General features: G+C 46.1%; 22 protein-coding genes. 3 read left to right on the forward strand and 19 right to left on the reverse strand.

Annotated features, from left to right (window positions below):
• The first annotated feature begins 38 nt into the window (after positions 1–38).
• Complete coding sequence (locus QUF73_12790) at positions 39–1,721, forward strand: hypothetical protein (protein MDM5227083.1); 1,683 nt, start codon at positions 39–41, stop codon at positions 1,719–1,721.
• Between the two features lie 118 nt (positions 1,722–1,839).
• Here the strand turns inward: QUF73_12790 and QUF73_12795 are convergent, their stop codons facing one another.
• The 5 genes from QUF73_12795 to QUF73_12815 form a co-directional block, all read right to left on the reverse strand.
• On the reverse strand, positions 1,840–2,685 hold the full coding sequence (locus QUF73_12795) for an STAS domain-containing protein (protein MDM5227084.1): 846 nt from the start codon (positions 2,683–2,685) through the stop codon (positions 1,840–1,842).
• A gap of 81 nt (positions 2,686–2,766) precedes the next feature.
• Entirely contained in the window at positions 2,767–4,080 is a 1,314-nt protein-coding gene (locus tag QUF73_12800; protein ID MDM5227085.1) for an MFS transporter, read from the reverse strand.
• Between the two features lie 301 nt (positions 4,081–4,381).
• Complete coding sequence (gene dctP, locus QUF73_12805) at positions 4,382–5,671, reverse strand: C4-dicarboxylate transporter DctP (GenBank protein ID MDM5227086.1); 1,290 nt, start codon at positions 5,669–5,671, stop codon at positions 4,382–4,384.
• 121 nt (positions 5,672–5,792) lie between these two features.
• Complete coding sequence (locus QUF73_12810) at positions 5,793–6,479, reverse strand: response regulator (GenBank protein ID MDM5227087.1); 687 nt, start codon at positions 6,477–6,479, stop codon at positions 5,793–5,795.
• Positions 6,469–8,070: a sensor histidine kinase gene (locus QUF73_12815; GenBank protein MDM5227088.1), complete on the reverse strand. Its 1,602-nt coding sequence runs from the start codon at positions 8,068–8,070 to the stop codon at positions 6,469–6,471. Before QUF73_12815 ends, QUF73_12810 begins: the two co-directional genes overlap by 11 nt.
• A gap of 80 nt (positions 8,071–8,150) precedes the next feature.
• Here QUF73_12815 and QUF73_12820 point away from each other — a divergent pair, with 80 nt between their 5' ends.
• Positions 8,151–9,206, forward strand: coding sequence for a TRAP transporter substrate-binding protein (locus tag QUF73_12820; protein MDM5227089.1), 1,056 nt, complete (start codon positions 8,151–8,153; stop codon positions 9,204–9,206).
• Positions 9,207–9,265: 59 nt separating this feature from the next.
• Here QUF73_12820 and QUF73_12825 read toward each other — a convergent pair whose 3' ends face one another.
• The 3 genes from QUF73_12825 to QUF73_12835 form a co-directional block, all read right to left on the reverse strand.
• Positions 9,266–10,459: a class I SAM-dependent rRNA methyltransferase gene (locus tag QUF73_12825; protein ID MDM5227090.1), complete on the reverse strand. Its 1,194-nt coding sequence runs from the start codon at positions 10,457–10,459 to the stop codon at positions 9,266–9,268.
• Positions 10,460–10,565: 106 nt separating this feature from the next.
• Positions 10,566–12,101 (reverse strand): acetyl-CoA hydrolase/transferase family protein, encoded by a 1,536-nt coding sequence (locus QUF73_12830; protein ID MDM5227091.1) that lies wholly within the window; start codon positions 12,099–12,101, stop codon positions 10,566–10,568.
• Positions 12,102–12,233: 132 nt separating this feature from the next.
• Positions 12,234–12,878, reverse strand: coding sequence for a LytTR family DNA-binding domain-containing protein (locus tag QUF73_12835; protein ID MDM5227092.1), 645 nt, complete (start codon positions 12,876–12,878; stop codon positions 12,234–12,236).
• Positions 12,879–13,016: 138 nt separating this feature from the next.
• Between QUF73_12835 and cbpA the strand changes: the two genes are divergently transcribed.
• Positions 13,017–13,661: a cyclic di-AMP binding protein CbpA gene (cbpA, locus tag QUF73_12840; protein ID MDM5227093.1), complete on the forward strand. Its 645-nt coding sequence runs from the start codon at positions 13,017–13,019 to the stop codon at positions 13,659–13,661.
• A 138-nt stretch (positions 13,662–13,799) separates the two neighbouring features.
• Here the strand turns inward: cbpA and QUF73_12845 are convergent, their stop codons facing one another.
• From QUF73_12845 to QUF73_12895, 11 genes are all read right to left on the reverse strand, one after another.
• Entirely contained in the window at positions 13,800–14,255 is a 456-nt protein-coding gene (locus QUF73_12845; protein ID MDM5227094.1) for a hypothetical protein, read from the reverse strand.
• Positions 14,256–14,315: 60 nt separating this feature from the next.
• Positions 14,316–15,524, reverse strand: coding sequence for an L-2-hydroxyglutarate oxidase (gene lhgO / locus QUF73_12850; GenBank protein MDM5227095.1), 1,209 nt, complete (start codon positions 15,522–15,524; stop codon positions 14,316–14,318).
• Positions 15,525–15,542: 18 nt separating this feature from the next.
• Complete coding sequence (locus tag QUF73_12855) at positions 15,543–16,808, reverse strand: (Fe-S)-binding protein (protein MDM5227096.1); 1,266 nt, start codon at positions 16,806–16,808, stop codon at positions 15,543–15,545.
• On the reverse strand, positions 16,801–18,216 hold the full coding sequence (locus QUF73_12860) for an FAD-linked oxidase C-terminal domain-containing protein (protein ID MDM5227097.1): 1,416 nt from the start codon (positions 18,214–18,216) through the stop codon (positions 16,801–16,803). Before QUF73_12860 ends, QUF73_12855 begins: the two co-directional genes overlap by 8 nt.
• A complete protein-coding gene (locus QUF73_12865) occupies positions 18,213–18,932 on the reverse strand; it encodes a FadR/GntR family transcriptional regulator (protein ID MDM5227098.1) in 720 nt (239 codons plus the stop codon). The genes QUF73_12860 and QUF73_12865 overlap by 4 nt, the downstream gene beginning before the upstream one ends.
• 13 nt (positions 18,933–18,945) lie before the next feature.
• Complete coding sequence (locus QUF73_12870) at positions 18,946–20,910, reverse strand: TRAP transporter permease (GenBank protein MDM5227099.1); 1,965 nt, start codon at positions 20,908–20,910, stop codon at positions 18,946–18,948.
• A 13-nt stretch (positions 20,911–20,923) separates the two neighbouring features.
• Positions 20,924–21,940: a TAXI family TRAP transporter solute-binding subunit gene (locus QUF73_12875; protein MDM5227100.1), complete on the reverse strand. Its 1,017-nt coding sequence runs from the start codon at positions 21,938–21,940 to the stop codon at positions 20,924–20,926.
• Between the two features lie 231 nt (positions 21,941–22,171).
• Positions 22,172–22,669 carry a GNAT family N-acetyltransferase gene (locus tag QUF73_12880; GenBank protein ID MDM5227101.1) on the reverse strand — a complete coding sequence of 166 codons (498 nt, stop codon included), beginning with the start codon at positions 22,667–22,669 and terminating at the stop codon, positions 22,172–22,174.
• A gap of 16 nt (positions 22,670–22,685) precedes the next feature.
• Positions 22,686–23,969: a M20 family metallo-hydrolase gene (locus QUF73_12885; protein ID MDM5227102.1), complete on the reverse strand. Its 1,284-nt coding sequence runs from the start codon at positions 23,967–23,969 to the stop codon at positions 22,686–22,688.
• 254 nt (positions 23,970–24,223) lie between these two features.
• Complete coding sequence (locus QUF73_12890; GenBank protein ID MDM5227103.1) at positions 24,224–24,676, reverse strand: hypothetical protein; 453 nt, start codon at positions 24,674–24,676, stop codon at positions 24,224–24,226.
• Complete coding sequence (locus QUF73_12895) at positions 24,669–25,490, reverse strand: DUF3100 domain-containing protein (GenBank protein MDM5227104.1); 822 nt, start codon at positions 25,488–25,490, stop codon at positions 24,669–24,671. The genes QUF73_12890 and QUF73_12895 overlap by 8 nt, the downstream gene beginning before the upstream one ends.
• Positions 25,491–25,504: the final 14 nt, after the last annotated feature.

Raw genomic sequence — 25,504 nt, forward strand, 5'->3', positions numbered from 1 at the left:
TATTAAGTAGTAACGAACTTATTTTAGGAGAGATTCTTATGGGAAATATTTTTATTTTTTCACTGATTGCCGGAATGGCGATTTCTATCCTGCTGATTCCGTTCAGCTATAAACCGAAGGCTAAGAAAAAGGAAGGCAGGAAACTGGGGACCGGGATCATGGCCGGCACAGCCGCCGTTTCTGTGCTGCTTGTTTTTGCCGTGTATTATTTCACTAATCTGGACCGGAACTTGACCAGCCTATGGCTATTTGCGGTTATCGCTTCATTAATTGGAGCTGTTCTTGCAACAGGCAGGGAACGAATGATAAAAACGGGTGTGTTTGCCGTCAGTCTGATTGCAGGGATTTTCTTTCTGACAGCTTTTCTATTCAATGCAGATGATAAATATGAAAGTGCCAAAATGAATGAAAAAACGGAGATTGAGACGTTTGATGAAAAAGAAACACCGGCGAGCGTGCCGCCGCAGTTTGCGCGCAATAAGATGAAGAAGGCTTTCGGTCAGGTTCCGAACACGAGTTATTATGAACTTGGCAGCCTGCAGATCCAGAAAGTCAATGGAGAGTATGTTTATATTGCGCCTGTAGAGTTTTCCGGCTTTTTCAAATGGTGGAATGGAGATAAAACACCAGGCTATTTTACAATCAGCGCGACTGATTCCTCAGCCAATCCAAAGTTTGTGAAAAGCGATATGGTGTACACACCATCCTCCTATTTTAATAAAAATATAGAGCGCCATATCCGGATGCAGTATCCGCAGGCCATTTTTTACGGAGATGTGCAGCTGGAAGTGGATGATGACGGAAAGCCGTTTTATATCCGTTCATATGGAGAGTTTATTTCGGCGCGAAATGGCTTTGATGTTCAAGGAGTGGTCATGGTTGACCCGCTGAACGGACAGACGAAGTCCTATAAACTTGAGGATGTGCCGGCCTTTATTGATGGAGCAGTTTCCCCTGAAACGGTCAGTCTGCAGAACAGCTATTTCGGGAATTATGTCCACGGCTTCTGGAACAGCAAATTCGGAAAGTCAGATGTAAGGCTTCCATCGGATGAAGGAACGGAGGCCAATGTGAGTCCGATTTTTGATGAGAATGGCGACATGTACTACTTCACTGATTTTACAAGTCCAAAAGAAGGCGTCGATTCAATGCTTGGCTATTCTCTGACAAATTCAAGGACGGGCGAAGCGACCTTCTTTACAGGTAATCTTGAGGAATCTTATATGGATTCGCAAGGTGCCCTCCAGATTATCGAGAAGAAATTCATCGAGAAAAAATGGAGCGGCGAAATGCCTGTTCTGTATAACTTCTACGGGGAAGCGAGCTGGCTGACGCCTGTGCTTGATGCCAACGGATTCCTGCAGAACTACTTTATTGTATCAGCGGCCAATCCGGAAATATCTGCTTATGGGACAACGCCAAATGAAGCATTGCGTTTATATAAAACCGCATTGCAGCGAGGCGGAGGCACTGTAGACGGAAGCTCGAAAGCAGAGGAAAAACAGATGAGCGCCACTGTACTGCGGGTGTACAAGGAGAAATCCGGCGAATTCACAGTCGTATCATTCCTGCTGGATAACCGCCAGAGCTATGTGGTTTCATCTGAAACCGTGCCGATGGCCATTTATCTGCAGGAAGGCGATCAGGTGGACGTGAACTATCTGGATACAGGTGAGGCATTCCTGCCAGTGAAGGAAATGACCATTAAAGGATTAGAATAACTAAAAGCTCCGGGCGCCCGCTCATCGGCGCCTGGAGCTAGACTGTTATCTAACTTCATGCCCGATACGCCTTAAATATTAAGAAACACGATGAAGACAGTCCTCATCGTGTTTTTTATTACCCTGCTATTATGTTCGCTGATTTAATGGCACTGGATAGCGTGGATTTGATGCTTACGTGTTCAAATGACAAACCGAGCTGTACTGCGGTCTGGGCAATTTCCGGTCTTAAGCCGGAGATTGTTGTCTTTACGCCGATCAGGCTTAGCGCTTCTATCAGCTGGAATAGCTGATGGGCTACCATGGTATCAATCATGACTACGCCTGAAAGGTCAAGGAACAGCTGGTTGACGCCTAATTTATTGCATTGCTGAAGTGTATTTTCAAGCATGCTTTTTGCACGTGCCGTATCAATATCCCCGACAAGCGGCAGAAGTGCGATATCTTCTGTTAAAGAAATGACCGGGGAACTGAGTTCAAGGATTAATGCCTGCTGAGCCTGCAGCCTCTTCTGGGAATGGTTATTATATTCTTCCGTGAACCAGGTAACCACTTCACCAATGGTTCTAATAATCATCCTGCGCCATAAGGCAATTTGTTTTTCATCATATTGGCCCTGGCTGGTTTCAACGAACTGCTCAAGCAAGTTCAAATACTGTTCCTGAGTGTTAAAGAACTCCTGCAGGATCATCTCCAGAGAGGTGCGGAGGTGTTCATCATCCTGCGCCACTTTGACAATCCAGCTTTCCAACTCATGAAAGAACGCTTCTTCTTCTTTATGGAAGACTTCGGAGAACTGCTTGTGGAATTCGTAATTCTGCTTCTTTACGCTTTCAATCACAGCGGGGTCTTCTGATGTATATATCCCGCCGCTTTCTTCCTTGTTCACATTTTTATACCATTCTTCTGTTAAGTCCCAGGTTTTATCCAGGAAAAATTGATATAGATCTTGATTACGATGCATGCCTGTCTCCCCTAACCGAACTGTTATTTCAATATTATTATTAGTTTAACCGATGGGAAATAAAGTGTCGATTCTAAACTCCTACCTATTTTGCACTAATTCCCTGCTGTCCGCATACTGATAGTCTGCCCCTGGTCTCGGAAGCATTATGCTAAAGGCGGAAGCCAGGACAAGAAGAACGATGGACGCAATGAAAGAACTGTCATAGCTCCCTGTCAGATCAAATATGACACCAGGGACGAAGGAACCGAGAGCAGAACCCAGCTGATGGCTCAAATATATCCAGCCAATCACGGCTCCGGCGGAAAGATGCCTGAAATATTCCGCAGCCAGTTTCATGGTCGGCGCGACAGTGGCAAAATTGACAATCCCAAAGCTGATGGCAAACAGAATTAACAGATGGGATTGAGTGACAAAAAAGCCAAACAGGGAAGCATCATTCACGATGATGAGCAGCAGAACAATGGTCAGGGCCCGCACTCCATAGAGAAAGGCAAGAATCCTTCTGCAATTCCACCTATCTGCGAGGAACCCGGATACGACTGTGCCGAGAATATTAAAGCCGGCCAGCAGACTGACAGCGGCTCCGGTAACGCCAGGCGTAAATCCGCAATACTGGGCAAAGGGAATCAGATGCGTATCCATCAGGCCTGTAGTGGTGACGCCGCATACGAAAAACGGGAGCATGAGAAACAGGAATTCTTTTCGCTTCAAGAGCTGGAATATAGATAGTGTTCCTTTTGGTGCTTCCTTTTTACCTTGCTTCCCCTTCTCATTATCACTCACTTTTGCTCCATAAGCCTCGATATGCAGATCAGCCGGGTTCGAACGGATAAAGAGCAGAAGAAGCGGAAAAATGAATACAATCAAAAAGCAGCCGAGCACGAGCACGGTTGTCTTCCAGCCCAGCTGGTCAATTAGGAATAAGGATAGCGGGACGAGAATTAGCTGGCCTGCGGCTGTGCCTGCAGACATCAGTCCCATGGCCATACCCTTTTTATCGGCAAACCAGGTCGCCACTGCCATCGTTCCCGCTACATTGGATGCACCTCCAAAGCCAACAGAGGCGATTACACCGTAGATGATCATCAGCTGAACAGCATTAGTGGTAAAAAAGGTCAGAAGTGTTGAGAAACCAATCACCAAAATGCTGCAGGACAGAATATAGCGAATGCCATATTTATCAATCAGCCTGCCAACATACGGCTGTGAAATGGCAAAAACAATATAGCTGACAAAGGCAATGAAGGATATGACGCTGCGATTCGCTGAAAACTCATGCTCCCATGGAGCCATAAACGCCCCGAATGACAAACGTACCCCCTGTGCAGCCAGCAACGCCAAAAACGTCAATATTAAAATAATCCACGCATAATGAACCTTTAAGCGCTTCACGATGTGAACCTTCTTTCCGGTGACAGGCACCTATACCAGTTTGCTTAAGTGGTATAGGTGCCTGTCACTTTTTTAAGAATAATCATACCATATAATTTTTATAACTTTCTAAATTTTGTCTGTTTTACGCTATTATTCAACAATTTACCTTTCAATCAAACGTTTGATTAAAAGGTCAGACAATCCTTCTTATACTTGATTTTTTCCCGGGAAATAGGTGCAGGAATTGTCGGGGAACAGCAAAGCCCTTTCGACAATATATGATTAAAGGCCATTCCCTTTTGAGAATGGCCTTTACCTTTTATACAGCCTGTTTTTGCTGCTCCTGCTTCATTAATTTCATTTCACTAATGGCTTTCTTAGCCTTATTTTCATCAAATTCATTTTCGCTCTTTGCTACAACCATCGTTGCGATTCCGTTTCCAATCAGGTTCACGATGGCTCTTCCTTCACTCATGAAGCGGTCTACACCAAGAAGAAGAGCCAATCCTTCCAGAGGAATAACCTGAAGGGCGGCAAGCGTCGATGCCAATACGATAAATCCGCTGCCTGTTACACCAGCGGCACCTTTTGAAGTCAGCATGAGCACTAATAGAATAGTAACCTGCTGGCCGATTGTCAGATCCACTCCGAACACTTGCGCAAGGAAGACAACCGCCATGGACAGGTAGATGGATGTACCGTCCAGGTTAAAGGAGTAACCTGTTGGAATAACCAGACCTACAACCGATTTCGAGCAGCCGATGCGCTCCATTTTATCCATCATTCTCGGAAGCACTGATTCTGATGAACTTGTGCCTAAGACGATTAAAATTTCATCTTTGATGAACTTCAGATAATTCCATAAGCTGAATCCGTACATTTTGCAGATAATATTTAAAACAACAAAGATAAATAAGAACATTGTAACGTACACGGAAATCATCAGTTTCCCAAGCGGAACAAGGGATGCCAGGCCGAAATGTCCGATTGTATAGGCCATCGCTCCAAATGCTCCAAGCGGGGCTGCCTTCATTACATAGCCGATGATTTTAAAGAAGACTAATGATAGCTTATCCAAAAATTCAATGACGATTTTGCCCTTTTCACCAAGAGCGGCCAGACCGACACCAAAAAGAATAGAAAAGAATAATACCTGCAAAATATCCCCTTTTGCAAAGGCATCCACCATGTTGGAAGGAACAATATGCGTCACAAACTCAATCCAATTGATGCCCTCTCCCCCATTGGCCGTATACTGTGAAACATCTCCTTTTTCCAACTCATTAAAGTTCAGGCCTGCACCTGGTTTAATGACATTAACGACGATCAGACCGATCATTAAAGCAAGTGTAGTAACAACCTCAAAATAGATGAACGCTTTGCCGCCAACCTTGCCGACTTTTTTCATATCACCCATTTTGGCGATTCCAAGGACGATGGTCAGGAAAATAATCGGGGCGATGACCATTTTGACTGCGTTGATGAAGGTGTCGCCTACCGGCTTCATCTCTTTTCCGACTTCCGGCCAAATCAGACCGACCATAACACCGATAAAAATAGCCGTTAACACCTGAAAGGTTAAATTCTTATAAATCCGCTGCTTCTTCACTTTTATCTCATCTCCTTTTTCTAACTATTCATTCTATTAGAAATGATAGCGTTTTCAGATAAAAGCGAGAAGTTTATGGTCATAACGGATGTTTTGTTCATTTTGGTCTCAAGGAATGAAACTAAACAATGACATACCGATTGACAGGCCTGCCTACTCCTCCGTACTGCACATCCAGCCGGATCGCACCGCTTTTTTCAAGGTAATCAAGATAGCGGCGGGCGGTTACTCTGGCAATGCCGATGCCGTTGGCAACTTCTTCGGCAGAGCGGGGTTCGGTCTGATGCTGCAAAAAGGAGGTAATTTCATTTAAGGTGAATTCATTCAGCCCTTTTGGCAGAATGTTTGCTTCTTTCTTCGCCTGCCTGGCATAAATCAGGGCATCGAGCTGCTCCTGTGACAATGTGCCTGATTCCTTCAGGCTCTCTCTGTAATGGCGGTACTTTTCGAGAGCCTGCTGAATCCTGTTCAGCTTAAAGGGCTTGATAATATAATCCCTGGCTCCATTTTGAAGCATCAGCTTGATGGTTTCCTTATCCTTCGCAGCGGAAACGACGATGACATCAGAATCAAGGTGCTGCTTTCTGAATTCCTGCAGGGTTTGAATGCCATCTTTTTTTGGCATAAAAATATCTAAAATAACCAGGTCAGGCTTCAGTTTTTTCGCAAGGCTGATGCCTTCCTCCCCATTTCCTGCTGCCGCAATGATCTTAAATCCATCCACACTTGCAATGAATTCTCTATTAACTTCCTGGACCATTGGGTCATCTTCAATCAGCAGCACACTGATTTCTTCTTTAACCGCCATATGCTTCTCCCTCCGCTTCCATTGGAAAAGTGATCGTAAAGGAAGTTCCTTCATCCCGGCCAGTTGAAACCTCGATCACTCCTCCTCCTTTTTCTGTAATTTGTTTGACAAGGTAAAGCCCATAGCCTGTCCCGCCTGATTTATTGGCGGTAAATCCTTTTTCATATAGCTTCGGCAAAAACGCTTCCTCTATCCCGCTGCCGTTATCTTCCACCAGGACCGCACAAATCTCATCCGTCTGTTCAATGCTGATATCAATTTTTCGATCTTCACGTTCACTATGCTCAAAAGCCCCGAAAGCATTCTCAATCAGATTGCCCAGCAGCAAAACAAAGTCATGGTGATCCAGGCGGTTTGGAAACTCCTCCAGATTGCTGTTTGGGTCGATGACCACCGTGATGCCCAATTCCTTTCCGCGCCGCACTTTACTTAATAATAGACCTGCAATGGCATCGTTCCTGATTTTATCGCTGAGAAAATTCGAGAGGCTTTCCTGCTCTTCAGACGCATCGAACGTCAGCTTTAATGCTTTGTCTGCTTTCCCGAGCTGGATTAATCCGGCAATGGTGTGAAGCTTGTTCATATGTTCATGGTTCTGCACCCTCAGCGCCTCTACAAAGCTTTTTACACCGGTCAGCTCTTCGGCTAGCTTCGTGACTTCCGTGCGGTCCTGGAAAATAGCTACCGCTCCGATCATTTCGCTGTCTTTCCGGATGGGAATTCTGGTGCTTAATATGACCTTGCCGCTTACAATGATTTGTTCGTTATAGACCGCACGGCTGCGCTCCACTATTTCAGGAAGCCTGGTGTCTTTTAAAACAGATCTGATTTTTTTGCCTGCGACATCGCCAGTCACATTAAAAATTTTCTTTGCTTTTTCATTGAAAATCGTAATGTTTTCCTGGTTATCGATCGCGATTACGCCTTCATTGATCGAATGGAACGTGGCTGTCCTTTCCTCCAGCATCCGTTTTATTTCATGGGGCTCCAGCTGGAACATCTGCTTTTTAATATGATTGGCAAGCATTAAAGAGCCGATCAGCCCAAATATGAGTGTCAGCAGGACAATAATGCTGATTTCATCTGCCAGATCAGCGATAATCTCCGTAATCGAAGGGATCTTATTGCCGACAACAACCACACCGATTTGATTGAGGCTTTCATCTTTAATCGGGATGAATGCGCGGATAAAGGTACCGACGTCTCCCTCTGCCTTGGAAAAATAAATATGCTCGGCAAAAGCCGGTTTCTCATCCTCTCCTGTAGATGGCTGGCCGATCAGTTCCCTGACCGGATGGGAATAGCGGATACGCTCCATATTCATGATCACGATATAGTCTGTTTCATTAATGATCCGGATTTCCTCTGCGACATTGTTAACCGCCTTCCAGCCCTGCGGCTGCAGGATTCCTTTTTTCACATCTGACAGCTCTGCCACCGTTCTGGCTGTATTCATTGAACGTATCCTCAGTTCTTTTTCTTCCTGCTCCTGGATGTTAGCAATAACGACCATTCCGCCAATCAATAAAGAAAAAATAACGACTGCATAAGATAGGATGGTAATCTTCCAGCGGATGGGCATTTGATTCACAAGGGCACCTCCCTTCTGTCTTTACGGATAGAATTCTTGTAAGTATGATAACATTAATAGTTTTAAAAAGGAGGATTCAAATGAAAAGCGCCGCAGGCTATATTCTCCTTGCCGGTATGGTTTTGCTGCTGGCTGGCTTCTTTGGCTATCAAAGCTTTTTTCCGAGGGATGCGATTCCCTATGATGATGACCAGGAAGGGCTCAAGAATCAAATTGTCTTCAAGTTCAGCCATGTGGTGGCTGAAAATACGCCGAAGGGCCTTGCCGCCCAAAAGTTTGCAGAGCTTGTCGCCGAAAAGTCGAATGGCCATATTAAAATAGAAGTGTTTCCAAACGGCAGTCTCTATTCTGATATTGAAGAAATTAATGCTCTTAAAGAAGGCCAGGTTCACTTTATTGCCCCCTCCACATCCAAGCTTGGCATGCTTTCACCGCAATGGGGAGTGCTTGATCTGCCTTTTGCGTTCCCTTCGCGTGAAGCTGCTCTTGAAGGCCTGAACGGGAATATCGGCCAGCAGCTGCTGAGATCCTTGCAGGGGGACGGCATTAAAGGGCTCGCCCACTGGCCAAATGGATTTAAGCAGATCACTTCAAATCAGGGTCCTATCCAAAAACCAGGGAATCTGAAAGGGCAATCCTTCCGAATCATGCAAAGTGATGTGATATCGGCACAATTCAGCCGCCTGAAGGCAAAGGCTGTTCAGGATTCATTCAATTCCACTTATAAACTCCTGGAAGAAGGCGATGTGGATGGTGAAGAAAACACCATTTCCAACATCTACTCAAAGAAATTTTATAACCTGCAAAAGCATATGACAATCAGCAATCATGGCTATCTTGGATATGCGGTGATGATGAGCGAGAAGGTCTGGAATGAGCAGACAGAGGAAACAAAGAAGATTCTGCTCGAGGCTATGGAAGAAACAACCGCTTGGAACAGCCGGATGGCTTTTGAAATGAACGAAGAACTGCTTGAAAAAATCAGGCAGAATTCCTCCATTCAAATCCATGTACTCTCATCTAAAGAAAAACAGGAATGGCAGGCTGAGCTGGATCCTGTCTATGAAGACTTTTCGCAGGAAATCGGAAAGAATCTTGTGGAAGAGATGAAGGAGCTGCGGGCTAAATATGAATAAAAAGGTGACAGGCACCTATACCAGTTAGCCCAAGTGGTATAGGTGCCTGTCACCCATTTTTACAGCTTCTGTATGAATGCTACTTTAAGGTAGTCTCCTTCTTTGAATTCCTTAATGGTGCGGAAATCTTCAGGAAGGGAGAATTCTTCAAGAATTTTGTAGCGGTCACCTGTTTGGGCGAACGCTTTTTTGATAAAGTCTTTGAATTTTTTCATGTTGAATGTGCTGCAGTTTGATGATGCCACAATGATTCCGTTCTTTTCTGTGATCTGAATGGCCTGCGCGAGCAGTTCCGGGTAATCTTTTCTGGCGCTGAATGTATGCTTTTTGGAACGGGCAAAGCTTGGAGGGTCAAGAATGACCATATCAAATTTCAGCTGCTTCCGAACGGCGTATTTGAAGTAGTTGAACACATCTTCCACAATGATATCCTGTGCCTCAAAATCAATGCCGTTGACGCTGAACATTTCGATGGTCTTGCTTTTGCTGCGGTTGGCAAGGTCGACACTGGTTGTTTTCACTGCTCCCCCTAATGCGGCAGCCGCTGAAAAAGCGCCTGTATATGAGAACGTGTTCAGTACCGTTTTTCCTTCCGCATACTTGTCCCTGATCGTCTTCCGGACATGCCTCTGGTCAAGGAATACGCCTACCATGGCGCCATCATTCAGATAAATGGGAAAGCTGATTCCATTCTCCTTCACCATCAGCGGAAAAGATGCCCGTTCTCCTGTAGCAAAATCATCATCCTCTATATAGGTGCCTTTTACAGCAAACCGTTTCTTTTCATACAGGCCTTTTACATCAGCACTGTTCATCAATGCCTGAATCACCGTATCCCTGAAAGTGTAAACCCCTTCACTGTACCAGCTGATCACGTAAAAACCATCGTAATAATCAATCGTGATGCCTCCGATTCCGTCTCCTTCTCCATTAAAGACCCGAAAAGCGGTTGTTTCGGGGTCACGGAATAAAGCTTCCCGCCTTTTTAAAGCTTCTTTAAATTTCTTGGCAAAAAACGCTTCGTCGAAGGTTTCCTGAGGATTTCGTGAAAGAATCCATCCCCTCCCTTTATTCTGCTTTCCATAGTATCCTTTGCCGATAAACCGCCCGCTCTCATCAGCCAGTTCAATGACCGCCCCCTCTTCTATCCCCTTCGGAATCCGCTGCACCGACTCCTCCGTCACCAGCGGATAGCCATCCTTAAACCCATTCTTATATTTAGAAGCCGCGATCAATTTGATAGCTTTACTCATATTTCCACCCAATCATTTTGTTAGTATAGCTATCATTGTAACATTAAAAGTGCCAGGCACCTATACCAGCTGGGTGAAGTGGTATAGATGCCTGGCACTAGACGCTCTAGCAGAAGCTCCACTGAGGAGGAGCAGCTGCCGCTGTTTCTTTCAGCATCGTTCCATTCCTGGCGAAGTCTGTATGCCAGGAGAGGGCTTTTTCCAATACATGCGGAGTCTGTCCCCCTCTTGTGAGGGCTTCCCGGTAATATTCGCGAAGCTGGTCACGGTACAGCGGGTGTGCGCAATTCTCGATGATCAGTTCGACGCGCTGCCTTGGAGCCAGTCCGCGCAGGTCTGCATAGCCTTGTTCTGTCACAATGACATCGACATCATGCTCGGTGTGGTCGACATGGGAGACAAACGGGACGATGCTTGAAATTTTGCCGTCTTTGGCAATAGACTTCGTCACGAAAATCGCCAGGCGTGCATTTCTGGCAAAATCGCCGGATCCGCCGATGCCGTTCATCATTTTCGTTCCAAGGACATGGGTGGAATTCACATTTCCATAGATATCAAGCTCCAGCGCTGTATTGATCGAAATTAAGCCGAGGCGGCGGATGATTTCAGGATGGTTGGAAATCTCCTGCGGACGCATGATTAAACGGTCCCTGTACCGGTCTAAGTTGGTAAAAACCTCTTTCATTTTTTCATCTGATAGAGTGATAGAACAGCAGGAAGCAAAGTCCACCTTTCCGGCATCCATCAGATCAAATACCGCATCCTGCAGCACCTCTGAATAGACTTCCAGATTCTCAAACTCAGAATCAAGCATTCCATGAAGCACGGCATTCGCCACGGATCCTATGCCCGACTGCAGCGGTGCCAGGCTATTTGTCAGCCTGCCTGCTTCAATTTCCCCGCGGAGAAATTGAAGCAGATGCTGTGCCATGATGGCAGTTTCTTCATCCGGCGGCACGATCGTCGAAGGAGAGTCCTGCTGATTCGTGAATACGATTCCCCTCACTTTATCCAGATCCACTTTAATTCCCGGAGCACCGATACGGTCGTCGGCTTTCGTCAGGGGAATCGGATTCCGCTCCCCCTGCCTGCCAGGTTCATATAAATCATGCAAACCTTCCAGCTGTGTGGATTGGGCAAGATTGATTTCGATGATGATGTGTCTGGCATTTTCAGCGAAAGATAGCGAGTTTCCTATTGAAGTAGACGGAATGATCAGCCCATCATCCGTAATAGAAACCGCTTCCAAAATAGCGAAATCAATAGGATCCATGACATTGGCGCGAACAAGTTCTGCCGTGTGGGACAAATGCTGATCGACAAATAGGAAATCCCCCTGGTTAATCCCTTTTCTCATGGTCGGATCGGCCTGAAATGGCAGCCTTTTCCCCAAAATCCCCGCTTCCGCAAAAAGCTTATCCACATCAGACCCCAATGAAGCCCCAGTATACACATTCACTTTAAAACTCTCATGCCTGGCACGGTCAGCCAGCGCGAATGGTACCGCTTTCACGTCGCCCGCACGTGTAAAGCCGCTTAGTCCCAGAGTCATGCCATCCTGAATCCAGGATGCTGCTTCTTCAGGTGTAACTACCCGGTCATGCAGGCGGCTGTCGCGAATTCGATCTAAATGTTTCTCCATGTTGGTCATCCCCTTTGCCATGATATATATATACATTTTACCCGGATAAAGAGGAAGCCAGGGCTTTTCTGATTATCTTACGGAAAATTCGGATAAAACAGCAAATTACAAAGCTGAAACAGAAAGAATTTTCTAAAAACCGAGCAATTTGCGGAAATAGCTGGAGTAAGATTGGCTGACAGGCACCCTGTCCCCATTTTTCATGACGAGGAGAAAGGTGGAATGCGTGTCAGGAAAGATTTCCTTGATATGATTGACATTTACAATGAATGAGCGGTGGCAGCGGATAAAACTGTCCTTCGGCAGCGAATACTCAAAATCCTGAAGTGAGTATTTATGGGTGCCTGAATTGCCGCCAGTATGTACATAGGTCTTCTTATCCTTTGCCTCAAGGTAGACAACCTCGGAAAAAGGAATCGGAATCCAGCCATCATTCGTTTTCATTGTCACAACCGATTTGCCGTCCGTCAAAGCCGGAAAAATGGCGGTTACACAGCCTTCAAGATTTCCTTCATGCAAAAATGGCACGGCCATGCCGTGATACGGAACACCAAATACATCACGGTCAATAAACTCCGACACTCTTTGCTGTGTCCCTAAAGCCTTATAGGCGATGGTTCCTTCCTTTACCATATCCCCCGGCCTGATTTTCAAATCGATGCGCTTGCTCGGCCGGTAATAGATATATTCACTTGTATTAGAAACCGCTATGGATATTTCATCGGAAAACAGCTCTCCAATCACATCCAGCAGCGATACAACTGTAATGCTTTCCACGTTCTCTCAGCACCTTTCCTGATGATGGCTTTTTCTTATTTTACAAGTTTTCGGAAGGGGATTCACTTAATTTCTTATCATTGCCGAAAAGGCACCGGCATAGAATAGAGAAGGTTAGGGGTAAAGGAGGATGCTGAGATGCTGATTCGCCATCAGATGGTAAATAAAAAAGATGTTCGGTTTTGTGATGAAACCTATAATTTGGAACAGGCGCTGCAGTTTTTAAATGAAACTGGTTACCGCTGTGTCCCTATTCTGGATGCCGCACATACAAAGTTTGTCGGCAACATCTATAAGGTTGATATTTTAGAATATAAGGAGAATCATTCTTTGGATGAACCAATTACGTCTCTGGCTAAAGACCAGCAGACCATAATTGATGAGGATGACTCTTTTATGAAGGCCTTTTTCACGCTGAAAAGATATCCATATTTGCCGGTTGAAAATGAAAACGGGCAGTTTGTCGGCCTGCTGACTCATGCGGCCGTATTGGAACTGCTGGAGGAGGCGTGGGGACTGAACCGGGGAAGCTATACGCTGACTGTGGGAAGCTATGGCACACAGGGAACACTGAAAAAGATAAGCAGCATTATCAGTAAATATAGCGATATCCAGGGAGTCATCTCACTGGACTCATCCAGCTTCCATGTCAGCCTGATCCGCCGTATCCTTTTTACATTGCCGAAGGATACGACAGAGGAAACCTTGGATAAAATTAAGACAGAACTGGACGCTAATGGCTTTCGGGTGATTGGGGTCGAGTGCCATAATGGTGAGTGTTAACGAGAAAAGCGGAAGCGCCTCGCCCACCCCCGACACCTCGAGGGGGCAGGCTGCTTGCGCTAGACAGTATCAACGTTCAGAGTTTTATACTTTCTTCTTTAACAAGAAAAGCCGTTCCTTGATGGAATGGCTTTTTACTTACCGGTTATTCCGATGGAAGAATTCCTGATACCCGTAAATAATCCATGCGTAAGAGGTGAAGAACAGGAAAATATGGATGGGCTTAAATTTTACGAGCTTGTATAAGTTAAACTTTTGGTACAAGTAATTTAGCGGGTATGCAAACAGCAAATCCATGATTGCATTCACTGCCAGGTACTTCTTGAAACTGCCAAAGGTAAAATGAAAGATCCATAAGGTCCCGATAAAAAATGGCCCCAGTATGAAGGTTAGATCATTGAGAAGTTTCTTAAAGTGTCCTCCTTCCACAGTCCACCATTTAAAGGGTATAGCCAGAGTGCTTAAAATTAACACTAAAATACCTGCGAAAACAGAAACGGTTGAAAATTTATTGAATGACTTTTTCGGCAGAAAAAATATGGTCAGCCAAGGAATGACCAAGTGAAGCAGCCTGATCGCTGTAGTTGCTTTCATGTAAAAATCCCCTTTCTTCCATATTATGGTTCAGGGGATTTTGAATTATTCTCCAATAACTTAAACGGCTGATTCCATCTTAAACATTCCGTCCATCTTCCTGACGATTTCTTTTCCAATTTCAATGGACGCCGTCGCGGCCGGAGATGGTGCATTTAAAACATGAATGGATCGCTTGCTCGGCACAATGAAAAAGTCATCGACTAATGAGCCATCGTCCTTCAGGGCCTGCGCTCTGACACCGGCCGGCCCGGGAACAATATCATCCTTCTGGATGTCCGGCATGAGCTTCTGGACGTTTTTCATGAAGAGCTCCTTGGATGCTGAGCGGACCATTTCCTCCACTCCCTCCTTCATATATTTCTTTGCAAGCTTCCAGAAGCCTTTATAAGCCACAACCTCCATAAGGTCTGCCACATTGAGATCCGTCTTTTTATAGCCCTCCCTCTTAAAGCTTAGAACGGCATTAGGACCAACATCAATGGCCCCGTTAATCATGCGGGTAAAATGGACCCCAAGGAACGGGAAGTTGGGATTTGGCACAGGATAGATCAGATTTTTGACGAGGCTGCTTTTCTCCGGTTTGAGCATGAAATACTCGCCCCTGAATGGCACTATTTTAACATCCGTTTTCAATCCGGCCAGCTTGGCGATCCGGTCTGACTGCAGGCCGCCGCAGTTTACATAGTAAGCTCCCCTTATCTCTCCCCTGCTGGTCTGGACGATTACTTCCTGAGCCGTTTCGTCAATGGCTAATACTTTATGATTCAGCAGGATGTCCCCGCCTTTTGCTGTAATGATCTCAGCCATTTTTTCCGAAACCTTCTTATAGTCGGCAATGCCAGCCATTGGCACATGGATGGCTTTTTTTCCGTTCACATGCGGCTCAATTTCATGGAGCTCGCCATGGTCAATCATCCGGATGCCAAGGCCATTGTCTAAACCGCGCTGATATAGATCGTCCAATAGCGGAAGCTCGAAATCTTCGCTCGCGACAATGACTTTTCCGCAGATATCCACTTCAAGACCATGCTTCCGGCAAAATTCCGACATGGATTCGCTGCCTTTTTTGGCAAGCCTGGCTTTATAGCTTCCAGGTTTATAATAAATTCCGGAATGGATGACGCCGCTGTTATGGCCCGTCTGGTGGGCCGCCACATGGCTTTCTTTTTCCAGGATGGCCACTTTCGCAGACGGAAACCGGCTCATCAGCTCCATTCCTGTTGACAGGCCAACAATGCCCCCGCCAATAATGATGTAATCATACATGATCCTCCACCCTTTCTTTTATTTATTGTCTATCCCACAGGCTTCTGCCAATAATTCGATGATATGGACCACACGCACCTTTTCTTCAAGCCCTTCGCGTTTGACCCCGAGGCACATCTGCAAATGGCATCCAGGGTTGGACGTGACGATGGTGTCCGGCGAGATTTTTTGGACATGTTCCATTTTGGCGTCGAGTATTTCCATGGACTCTTCATAGTGAACAATATTATAGATTCCGGCCGATCCGCAGCACATATCCCCTTTCGGAAGCGGAACATATGTAATGCCTGGTATGCTTTCGAGGAGCTGAACGGGATCATCCGCCACCTTCTGCACATTCAGCAGATGGCAGGATGGCTGATAGGTCACGGCGCCTGTGAGTTCCCGGCTAAAATTGATTCCGAGTTTGTTCAGTATTACACTTACATCCTTATTCTTTTGTGCGAACACCTTGGCACGCTCTGCCCATTCCGGGTCATCTGCGAGAAGATGATCATATTCAACGAGCATCGCACCGCAGCCGCCAATCGCATTAACCACATAATCAAAGTTCACTTTTTCAAAAGCCGCAATATTTTCCTTCGCCAGTTTCCTGGATGTTCCCGTATCTCCGCTATGGTTCTGCAGGGCACCGCAGCAGGTCTGTTCTTTGATCACAGTGACTTCGCAGCCTGCATGCTGAAGCAGCTTGATGCTAATGTCATTGATTCTGGCAAAAAACACATCCATAATGCACCCTGTAAAAAAAGCGACGCGGGCTTTCGGCTCACGCTCAAGGCTATGGATGCCTGTTCTCAGCTGTTTATTTGGCATTTCCACAGCCGGAGCTATTTCTTCAAAAGCACGAAGCTGTTCGGGAAGTATGCTGAGCACCTTGCTTTTGCGGGCAAACGAATCCATACCCGTTTTTTGATAGGCCCGAAGTGAAGCTCTCATGGCTGCCAGCAATTTTTTATTCGGCAAGGCCTTCTGCAGAGCCATGTTTTCCATGAATGGAGCCGGCACTTCGACAGCCTTTACTTCCTTAAATGATTCGAGAATTTTTCCATATTGCACATTGGTTGGGCAGGCTGTTTCACAGGCACGGCAGCCAAGACAGAGCTCCATCGATTCTGTAATTTCATCGATGGTTATCTTCCCTTCCGCTGCCATTTGTACGAGATTAATCCTGCCCCGGGGGGAGTGCCTTTCCTTCCCCATGGTGGCGTATGTGGGACAGGCCGGGAGACAATAGCCGCACTGGACACAATCGAATGTTTCTTTATAGGCAAGCTGGCTAGTCATGGACTAACACCAGCTTTTGTCCTTTTGTCTCGGGAAAAATCTTTCCCGGGTTCATAATGTTGTTCGGATCCCACGCTTTTTTCATTCGTTTCATCATGTCCAGACCCGTTTCCCCAAGCTCCATCTCCATAAATGGCGCCTTCATGGTCCCGATCCCATGCTCGCCTGAGAGGGTTCCTCCCAATTCAATCGCTGCTGTGAAAATTTCTTCTACTGCTTTTTCCACCCGCTTCATTTCTTCTTTATCCGTTTTATCGGTAATAATATTCGGATGCAGATTTCCGTCTCCAGCGTGACCGAATACAACTAAGTCAATTTCATATTTTGCTTTGATTTCCTGAAGCCTTCTGAACATTTCAGGAATCTTGCTTCTTGGAATGGTGGCATCCTCCGATATTTTCGTCGGCTTTTTCCTGACGATGGCCGGCGAAACGAGTTTTCTCGCTTTCCATAAGCTCTCAGCAGATTCCTTATCCCTGGCGATGATAGCTTCCCTTGCCCCGACTTCCAGACACACCTGCTTCACCTGCTCGCTTTCATCCCTGATGGCGATTGGGTGGCCATCTAGCTCAATCAGGATAATGGCATCCACATCAATTGGAAGACCAATCGGCTGAAACTCTTCCACCGCCCGGATGGAAGCCTGGTCCATGATTTCCATTTTGGAAGGCAGGATGCCAGAAGTGAGCACCGCCGAGATCGCTTTTCCGGCATCAATAATGTCATCAAATATGACCATCATCGTCTGGGTTGCCTGCGGCCTTGGAATCAGCTGAAGAGTGGCTTCTGTGATGATGCCCAATGTCCCTTCCGAACCCACAATCAGCTTCGTCAGGTCATAGCCTGTGACATTTTTGACCGTCCTCCCGCCTGTCCGGATGATGTCCCCTTCTGGCGTGACGATCTCAAGGCCCAAGACATAATCCTTTGTTACCCCGTACTTTAAACCGCGCGGCCCGCCGGCATTCTCGGCAAGGTTCCCTCCAATTGTGGAAACATGCGAACTGCTTGGATCTGGCGGATACATCAGCCCATGCAGCTGCGCTTCACGGTCAATATCAGCTGTAATGACACCTGGAGATACAATCGCAACGGTATCCTCCGGGTCGATGATCAGCTTCTGGGTCCACCTGGAAAAATCAAGGACCATCCCGCCATGGACAGGGAGCGGGCCTCCGCTCAGACTCGTTCCCCTGCCCCTTGGATAGACTGGTATTTTCAAGTCATTAGCGATCTTTACAATGCCTGCCACTTCCTCAGTCGATATTGGCTGCAGGATGATCTCCGGAATATAGGCTCCAAATGATCCATCGTATGAATAAGAAACCAGGTCTGCTTTTTCAAGCAGAATGCGCTTTTCTGATCCCATGGTGCTTTTCAGCCGCTCAACAATCTGTTCAGTGATCACAACGGCACCTTCTTTCCTTTCCCTTCGTTCACCTTCAATTTCTTTGTCACATTCTCAAGATGCACTCGCATCGCCTTTGCCGCACTTTCTTCATCCTGTTCTTTAATAGCTTTGAAAATGCTCATATGCTCCTGATATACCTGTTCGCGCTTTGCCGGAAGACCCACATTCTTCTTAAGGGAAAAGGCAATTGCTTTTCGGTACAGATCATCGATATTTTCCATTACCTGTATCATGAAACGATTTTTCGTTGCCTCGATCAGGTGTTTATGAAAATTAACGTCTGCCAGATCGCCTACCGCTTCAGGATTCGTCAGCGTAATTTCAAATTGATCGAGCGCCCCCTTCATTTTTTCCAGGTCGGCCTCATCACGACGCAAGGCAGCAATCGCTGCTGCCTGTGTCTCCATAATCATCCGCATTTCCAGGAGCTCAAAAACCTGCTCTACGGGAATGTATTCTATCGCTAACGAACCAAGCATGTCTGCCAAATTAACTTCTTTGACAAAGCTGCGGCCGCCTTGCCTGGATTCAATAATTCCGCTGGCAGATAACACGCTTAATGCTTCTCGAACAGGCGCACGGCTGACGCCAAACAGTTTGGCCAGTTCATTCTCGGATGGCATAGGCTCATTTGGCGAGAACTTGCCTTCTTTTATCATTTCCTTCAGCTGATCCAGCACCTGGGCCGAGATTTTTTTCCGTTCGATTTTCATTGATGTTAGCTCCTTATATGGTGATTTCGACTGAACTGCTTTTCTTTACTCTGATGATGTGGAAGAGAATCGCAAACACACAAAGCCCCAGGCCGGCAATATCCGTGATCATGCCTGGTTTAATCAGCATTAAAGCCCCAGCAAACATTAGGACTCTTTCAACAATCGTCAGCTTGGCATTCAGGTAGTTTCCAAGTGAACTTGCCAGGGCGTAAATGCCCAGCGTGCTTGTGATGACCACTAGTGCGACTGATAAAATGGATATCGTTTCTCCCTCTGCTGCCTGAAGCAGAATAATAGGGTTATAGGCAATCATGAACGGGATGATAAAGCCCGGAAGTGAAATTCTAAGCGCCTCCCATGATGTCTGCATCGCATTGGCGCCAGCCAGTCCTGCTGCGGTATATGATGCTAGAGCCACAGGCGGCGTAATGTTAGACAATGCACCAAACCAGAACACAAAGAAATGTGCAGCGATTGGATTAACGCCCGCTTCCACAAGTGCAGGAGCTGCCGTAACCGCAACTACGATGTAAAGAGCTGTGGATGGAAGCCCCATGCTCAAAACGATGCAAGTGAGCATGACCACGATTAAAATAAGCCAAAGCTGGCCGCCCGTTAGTTCAACGATATTATACGCTAATGTCGAACCAATTCCTGTCATAGTAACAACGCAGATGATGATTCCAATGGCTGCGCAGGCAATCCCGACTTGAATGGTTCCTCTTCCGCCTTCAATGAAAGCTTCGATTGTTTTAGAGATCGTGATTCTTGAAGACTTGTCCTTTGCCAGCCAGCTTGCCACTATGACTGCACCAATTCCGGCAAATCCGGCAAATAGGGCTGTTTTCCCCATTAATAGTGTTGTGATGACGACGATGATCGGAATTAATAGGACGCCGCGTTCCTTCAGGATTTGGACGACATCCGGTATATTTTCTTTACTGATGCCTTTTAATCCCAATTTTTTCGCTTCAATGTCAATAGCAAAAATCAGCGCAATATAATAGAAAAAGCTTGGTATGATTGCTGCCAGGATGACCGTTGTATAAGAGATTCCAAGGAAACCAGCCATGATAAAGGCGGCAGCGCCCATAATCGGCGGCATGATCATTCCGCCTGTTGAAGCAGCAGCCTCTACGGCACCGGCAAACTTAGGCTTAAGGCCGATTGATTTCATTAATGGAATCGTAAAAGCTCCTGTTGTTGCAACGTTGGCAACCGCACTTCCGCTCAAAGATCCTGTCAGTGCACTGGAGATGACGGCTACTTGAGCAGGGCCTCCCCGCTTTCTTCCTGCAATGGCCAAGGCCAGATCATTGAAAAGCTGGGTAGCACCGCTGACAGACAGGAAAGCGCCAAAGAGGACAAACATGACGATGAACGTGGAGGCCGTCGAAAGCGTTAATCCCAATACACCCTCAGTCGTCATATAAAGACGGTAAAGCAGGCGTTCCAATGAAAAGCCGGCATGCCCGAATATCCATGGGAAGTATGTTCCAAACAGGGCGTATACAATGGCGCCTCCACACAGAATCGGGATAAAGACTCCAACTGCCCGTCTGGACGCTTCAAGCAGAACGATGATCGTAATGGCTCCAAAGACATAATCAATCATAATCGGCTGTGAGCCCCGGTCAACATGAATCGTTGTGTAATTCAAAAGCAGATAGCCAAGGCCTGCAATGGCAAGCGCCGCAAATACATAATCAAGTGCTGTAAACCTTTTTTGATTGGAAGATTTTCCGGCAGGATAGTAGAAAAAAGTCATGACCAGCAGGATGCCCAGGAAAATCAGGTTTCTATAAATCTCTTGAATGTTGGATAATCCATTCGAATAAATAGCAAAAACAGAAAACAGAACAGCAATGATGGCAGCCGCTTTTTTGTATGGGCCTTCCAGCAGACGCATGCCGCCGCCTGCTTCTTTATCCAGATTGGCTGGCTGTACAATAGGTTCGCTTGTTGATTTTGTCATCGTTTTCCCTCCTTTATTTCGCTTCCGGCGGAATTAGATTTTCAGGTATATCAAGACCTGCTTCTTTAAAATATCTGTACGCTCCGGCATGCAATGGAACAGATACGCCATCAAGGGCCGTTTCCAGTGTCATTTCCTTGGCAGAGCTATGAACCTCATACATTTCATCCAGATTTTCATAGAGCGTTTTGGTTAAAGTATAGATGGTTTCCTCATCCATTTCCTTCGTTGTGGATAAAAGGTTCGGCTGGGCAATGGTGTTGATATCTTCGTCAATCCGAGGATATGTTCCTCCAGGAATCACATAGCGGTACCAGCTGTCAGATACTGCATTAATGGCATCCAGCTGTTCATCGGTTACTTCTAAAATCGATGCTTTGACATTACTTGCATACATATCTGTTACAGCGGAAATCGGGATTCCTGCCGGAAGCGATCCTCCATCCAATCTCCCGTCACGCATCGCGGAAACCGTGTCACTGTAGCCAAGATACTCAGGAGAAATATCCTTTTTCGTAAGATCAAGGCCTTCCATCATCACAACTGTGGACTGCTCAGTACCGCTTGCCTGCGGCCCTACAGAAAATTGTGTTCCTTTTATATCGTCGATGGTTCCGCTGTTGATTTTGCTGTTCATCAGAACGAAATGCTCCACATTTGGCCAGAGCATGGAAATCGTCCTAAGATCCTCATAACGCTTCCCTTCAAAGGAGCCATCCCCTGCATATGCCTGAGACGAAATTAACCCCTGAAGAATGGCAAGCTGTGCTTCCCCTTCACGAAGCAGTTCAATATTTTCAATGGATCCGGCTGAGGACTGGCCGCTAGCCTGGATTTTCTCACCCTTTAAATGACTGCTCCATACATTGGCCATTCCAACCCCAATCGGGTAATATGTACCTCCTGTTGAAGCGGTGGCAACGGATACGAATTTTTTATCCTTGTTCTCGGCCGCTGTCCGCACGCCAACAATGACAATAAAAACAAGTGTCAGAACCGATATGATAATCTTCCACTTTTTTTGAATCATAAAATCCTCCCTTTTCAGTTAAAATGTAAGCGCTTTTTCAAACTTGTATTACAAGTATACAAGATTACAGGTTTTGAATTCAATCAAAATTCAGATTTTTTGTTTTATTTCGTGAAATCTTATAGCCTCATCCCTTGATATTTCTGGGTTTTCGAATATTAAAATAGGAGTATTTACCTGGCAGAGTAAACAAAAAAAGCCATTTTCTATTTTCAGAAAATGGCCTTTCTTTTATAACAGCTTACCCATATAGTATTCATCGACAAATTCACCGTTTATCATAAGCGAATGTTTTTTAATGCCTTCTATTTCGAATCCGGCTTTTTTGTAGAGGGAGACACCGGCCTGATTGTGGATAACCGTTGTAAGTTCCAGCCTGTGGATATGTTTTTCACACGCCCAGCGTTCGAGCTCTTCAAAAAGCTTCGTGCCGATTCCCTGGCCTCTGTGTTCACTGAGGATGCCTGCAACGAGATAGGCTGAGTGCCGGTTTCTCCGTGCAGCACCTCCAATGGCCATTACAAAGCCGATCAATCGGTTATCTTTTTCCGCTGCGATGATGGTCGAATGATCTTCTTTTTGAATGGCTTCGATTCTTTTTCTTTGTGCCTCGGCTGAGGTCTTTCTTTCACCTGGCTCGAAAAGCATGTAGTCTGATTCGTTTTCCACTTTTGTGATCAGTTCGGCCAGGGCCTCGGCGTCAGCTGGTTTTATGTGGCGGATGATCATGAGGATTGCTCCTTTTTTATTTTTTCATAAGACCTTCAACAAAATCTTTCAAAACATGTACACCATATACACAGTCATTTAATGACGTCCATTCCCGCGGATTGTGGCTGATGCCATCCCTGCTGCGGACGAACAGCATGGCGGCCGGCATTTCAGTTCCGACGATCATGGTGTCATGGCCGGCGCCGCTTGGGATGTAAACGGGTTTAATATCGAACTTCTCAAGGGATTCTGCTATACCTGCCTGCAGGCTTTCATCAATTGGCAAAGGTTTGATTTTGGCATTCAGGTTCATTTGCACGTCAATACATCGTTCCTCTGCTATTTTCACCGCTTCGATCTTAATTTGATCAAGCAGCTGATCACGGGTTTCTTCAAAAATATCCCGGATATCCACTGTTAATATTACTTCCTGTGCGATGACATTAAAGCCATTTGGATGTACGTTCAGCTTTCCGACAGTCGCAACGGCCGTATCACTGATCTGCTTTGGAAAATTCTCAATGGCAGCTACAAACAATGAGGCAGCCACCAGCGGATCTTTTCGTCCAGCCATCGGCGTATTTCCTGCATGCCCAGCTTCTCCTGTAAATGTTACCTCCAGAGAAGCTGGTCCTGCAATGCCTTTGACCACTCCAACTGGCTGATTCTCTCTTTCCAGCAACTTTCCCTGCTCAATATGGACTTCCACAAAAGCTTCGATTTCACGCCTGTTTTTTCCTGCCTTTAAGCACTCTTCCGCACTGCTGCCATATTCGGTCAATACTTCCCGAAACGACTTGCCATTTTCATCCCGCAGGCTATCCATTTCTTCCGGCTTCAGTTGCCCCATAAATGCCCGGCTGCCTGTTAAGCTGCTCTTGAATCTCGAACCCTCTTCATCTGAAAAAATCACAACCTCATACGGCTTCTCCGGTATGTATCCTGTTTCTTTCCATGACTCCGCAACTTCCAATGCTGAGAGAACTCCTAACGGCCCATCGAAATGCCCTCCATTTGGAACACTGTCAACATGTGAACCGGAAGCGATTGAGGCGCCTTCTGTTTTTCCTTCCAATCTGCCGAATACATTTCCTGCTCCATCTGCAGTCACAGTAAGACCAGCGTTTTTCATCCACTTGATTACTAGCTCTTTCGCTTCTTTCTCTTTGGCAGAATAGCCCGGGCGTGTCACCCCGCCGCTATCCATGAGGCCTACCCTTGAAAGCTCATCAAGTCTTGAGGCCAATCTTTCGCCGTTTATGCCTGAGCGGGTCAGTTCCTGGTCATAATCTTTTATTAACTGTTCATATAGGTTCATGGGTTTCACTCTTTCTTATTTGTTTTTTCTCTGTGAGATTAGCAGATTATTGATGGGACGCGAAGTGACCGATATATCTTAAAATCGACCGATAAAATGGCACTTTTGACCGATATATCAAAAAAGCAACCGATAAATTTCAAATCTGACCGATAAACCTATGAAAGTGGCCGATATATTTTGAGGCAGTGCTAAAAAATGACTGATGCAGAGCAAAAAGCCCGGCAGATATCCACCTGCCAGGCCAAAAATTATTAAATAATCCCCTGCATCCGTAAAATAATTTCGGCAATGACTGCAGATCCGATGAAGGTTCCGAAGAACACAAAGACTGCAACAATAATGCTTCTCCAGCCCAGCTTGGAAAAATCAGCCCAGTTCTTTCCGATTGAGATGCCTGCATAAGCCAGAATTGGGGTAGCAAGAGCCAAAATATTGACCTGAGTGGTCCATTCGACAACATATTCAGATCCCGGTACTCCGGGAATGGAAACGATGATTCCGATAATCCCGATATATCCGACGCTCGGGATATTGCCTGGCAGCACTTTTTCAAGAATCAGGCCCAGCACACTGATGACAATTAAAACAAGCATGCCCGGAATGGCTGCAGACGGCAGGATATCATAGCCTACCCAGTTGCCGATCAGCGCTGAAAGACCGAATATACCTAAAATCAGAAACCACTCTGTTATATTTTTAAGCATGGATATCTCCCCCTTTGTCCGCAGCCTTTTTCTCTTTGCGTTTTATCATAATGCTGTACAGCTTTTCAGTAAGAGGCAATCCAATGAAAATACTGGCATACAGACCCGTTGAAAGTGAAAGCAGGTTACTGGCGCCTGCGAAGGCAACAATCTGCGCCTCCATTTCAGGGAAGGCAGCGACGAGCGATCCGCTGGCAGCCGCCATCATGCTGCCGCTTCCCACCCCTGATGCCATCGCGAACGACAGCGGATGGAGTGGGGTAATGGTGGCCAGGAATCCGGAAATCAATCCCAGGAAGGCAGCACCAAACACAGTACCGAAAATATAAATAGCCATTACTCCTCTGCCTTCTGGCGAATCAAATCCGTATTTATTCATAATCAGCCCGACGTTCGGCTCCCGGCCAATCGAGTGGGTCATGCCAATGGCTTCTCTTTTAAAGCCAAGAAAAATGGCCACTGGCAGTGCAAATAAGATCGTTCCTAAGTTACCAAGTTCCTGCAGCAATAATGATGGACCCGCCGCAATGATTGCCTCGATTTGCGGCCCAATCGTTACGCCAATTTTGGCAATTAAAAGAGTAACCCCAAGCACGATGAGGGGCTCTGCATTTTTAGCCTGTTTTTCCTTAATAAGCGGAGTGAAGTAAAGACCCAGCCCCAGGAAGAAAGCATAAAGCATAGGCAGCAGCAGAATTACCCCTGCGCCTACTTTAAAGCTGATCTGTCCAATCGCTTCAGTGGCCGCAACCAGAACTAGCACAATGGCATGCAAGCGCCAATCTTTTAAAATTTCTGTCTTTTCATTTTTCATGTTTTCCCCCCTAG

The sequence above is a fragment of the Cytobacillus sp. NJ13 genome (assembly GCA_030348385.1).
GTDB lineage: Bacteria > Bacillota > Bacilli > Bacillales > Cytobacillaceae > Cytobacillus.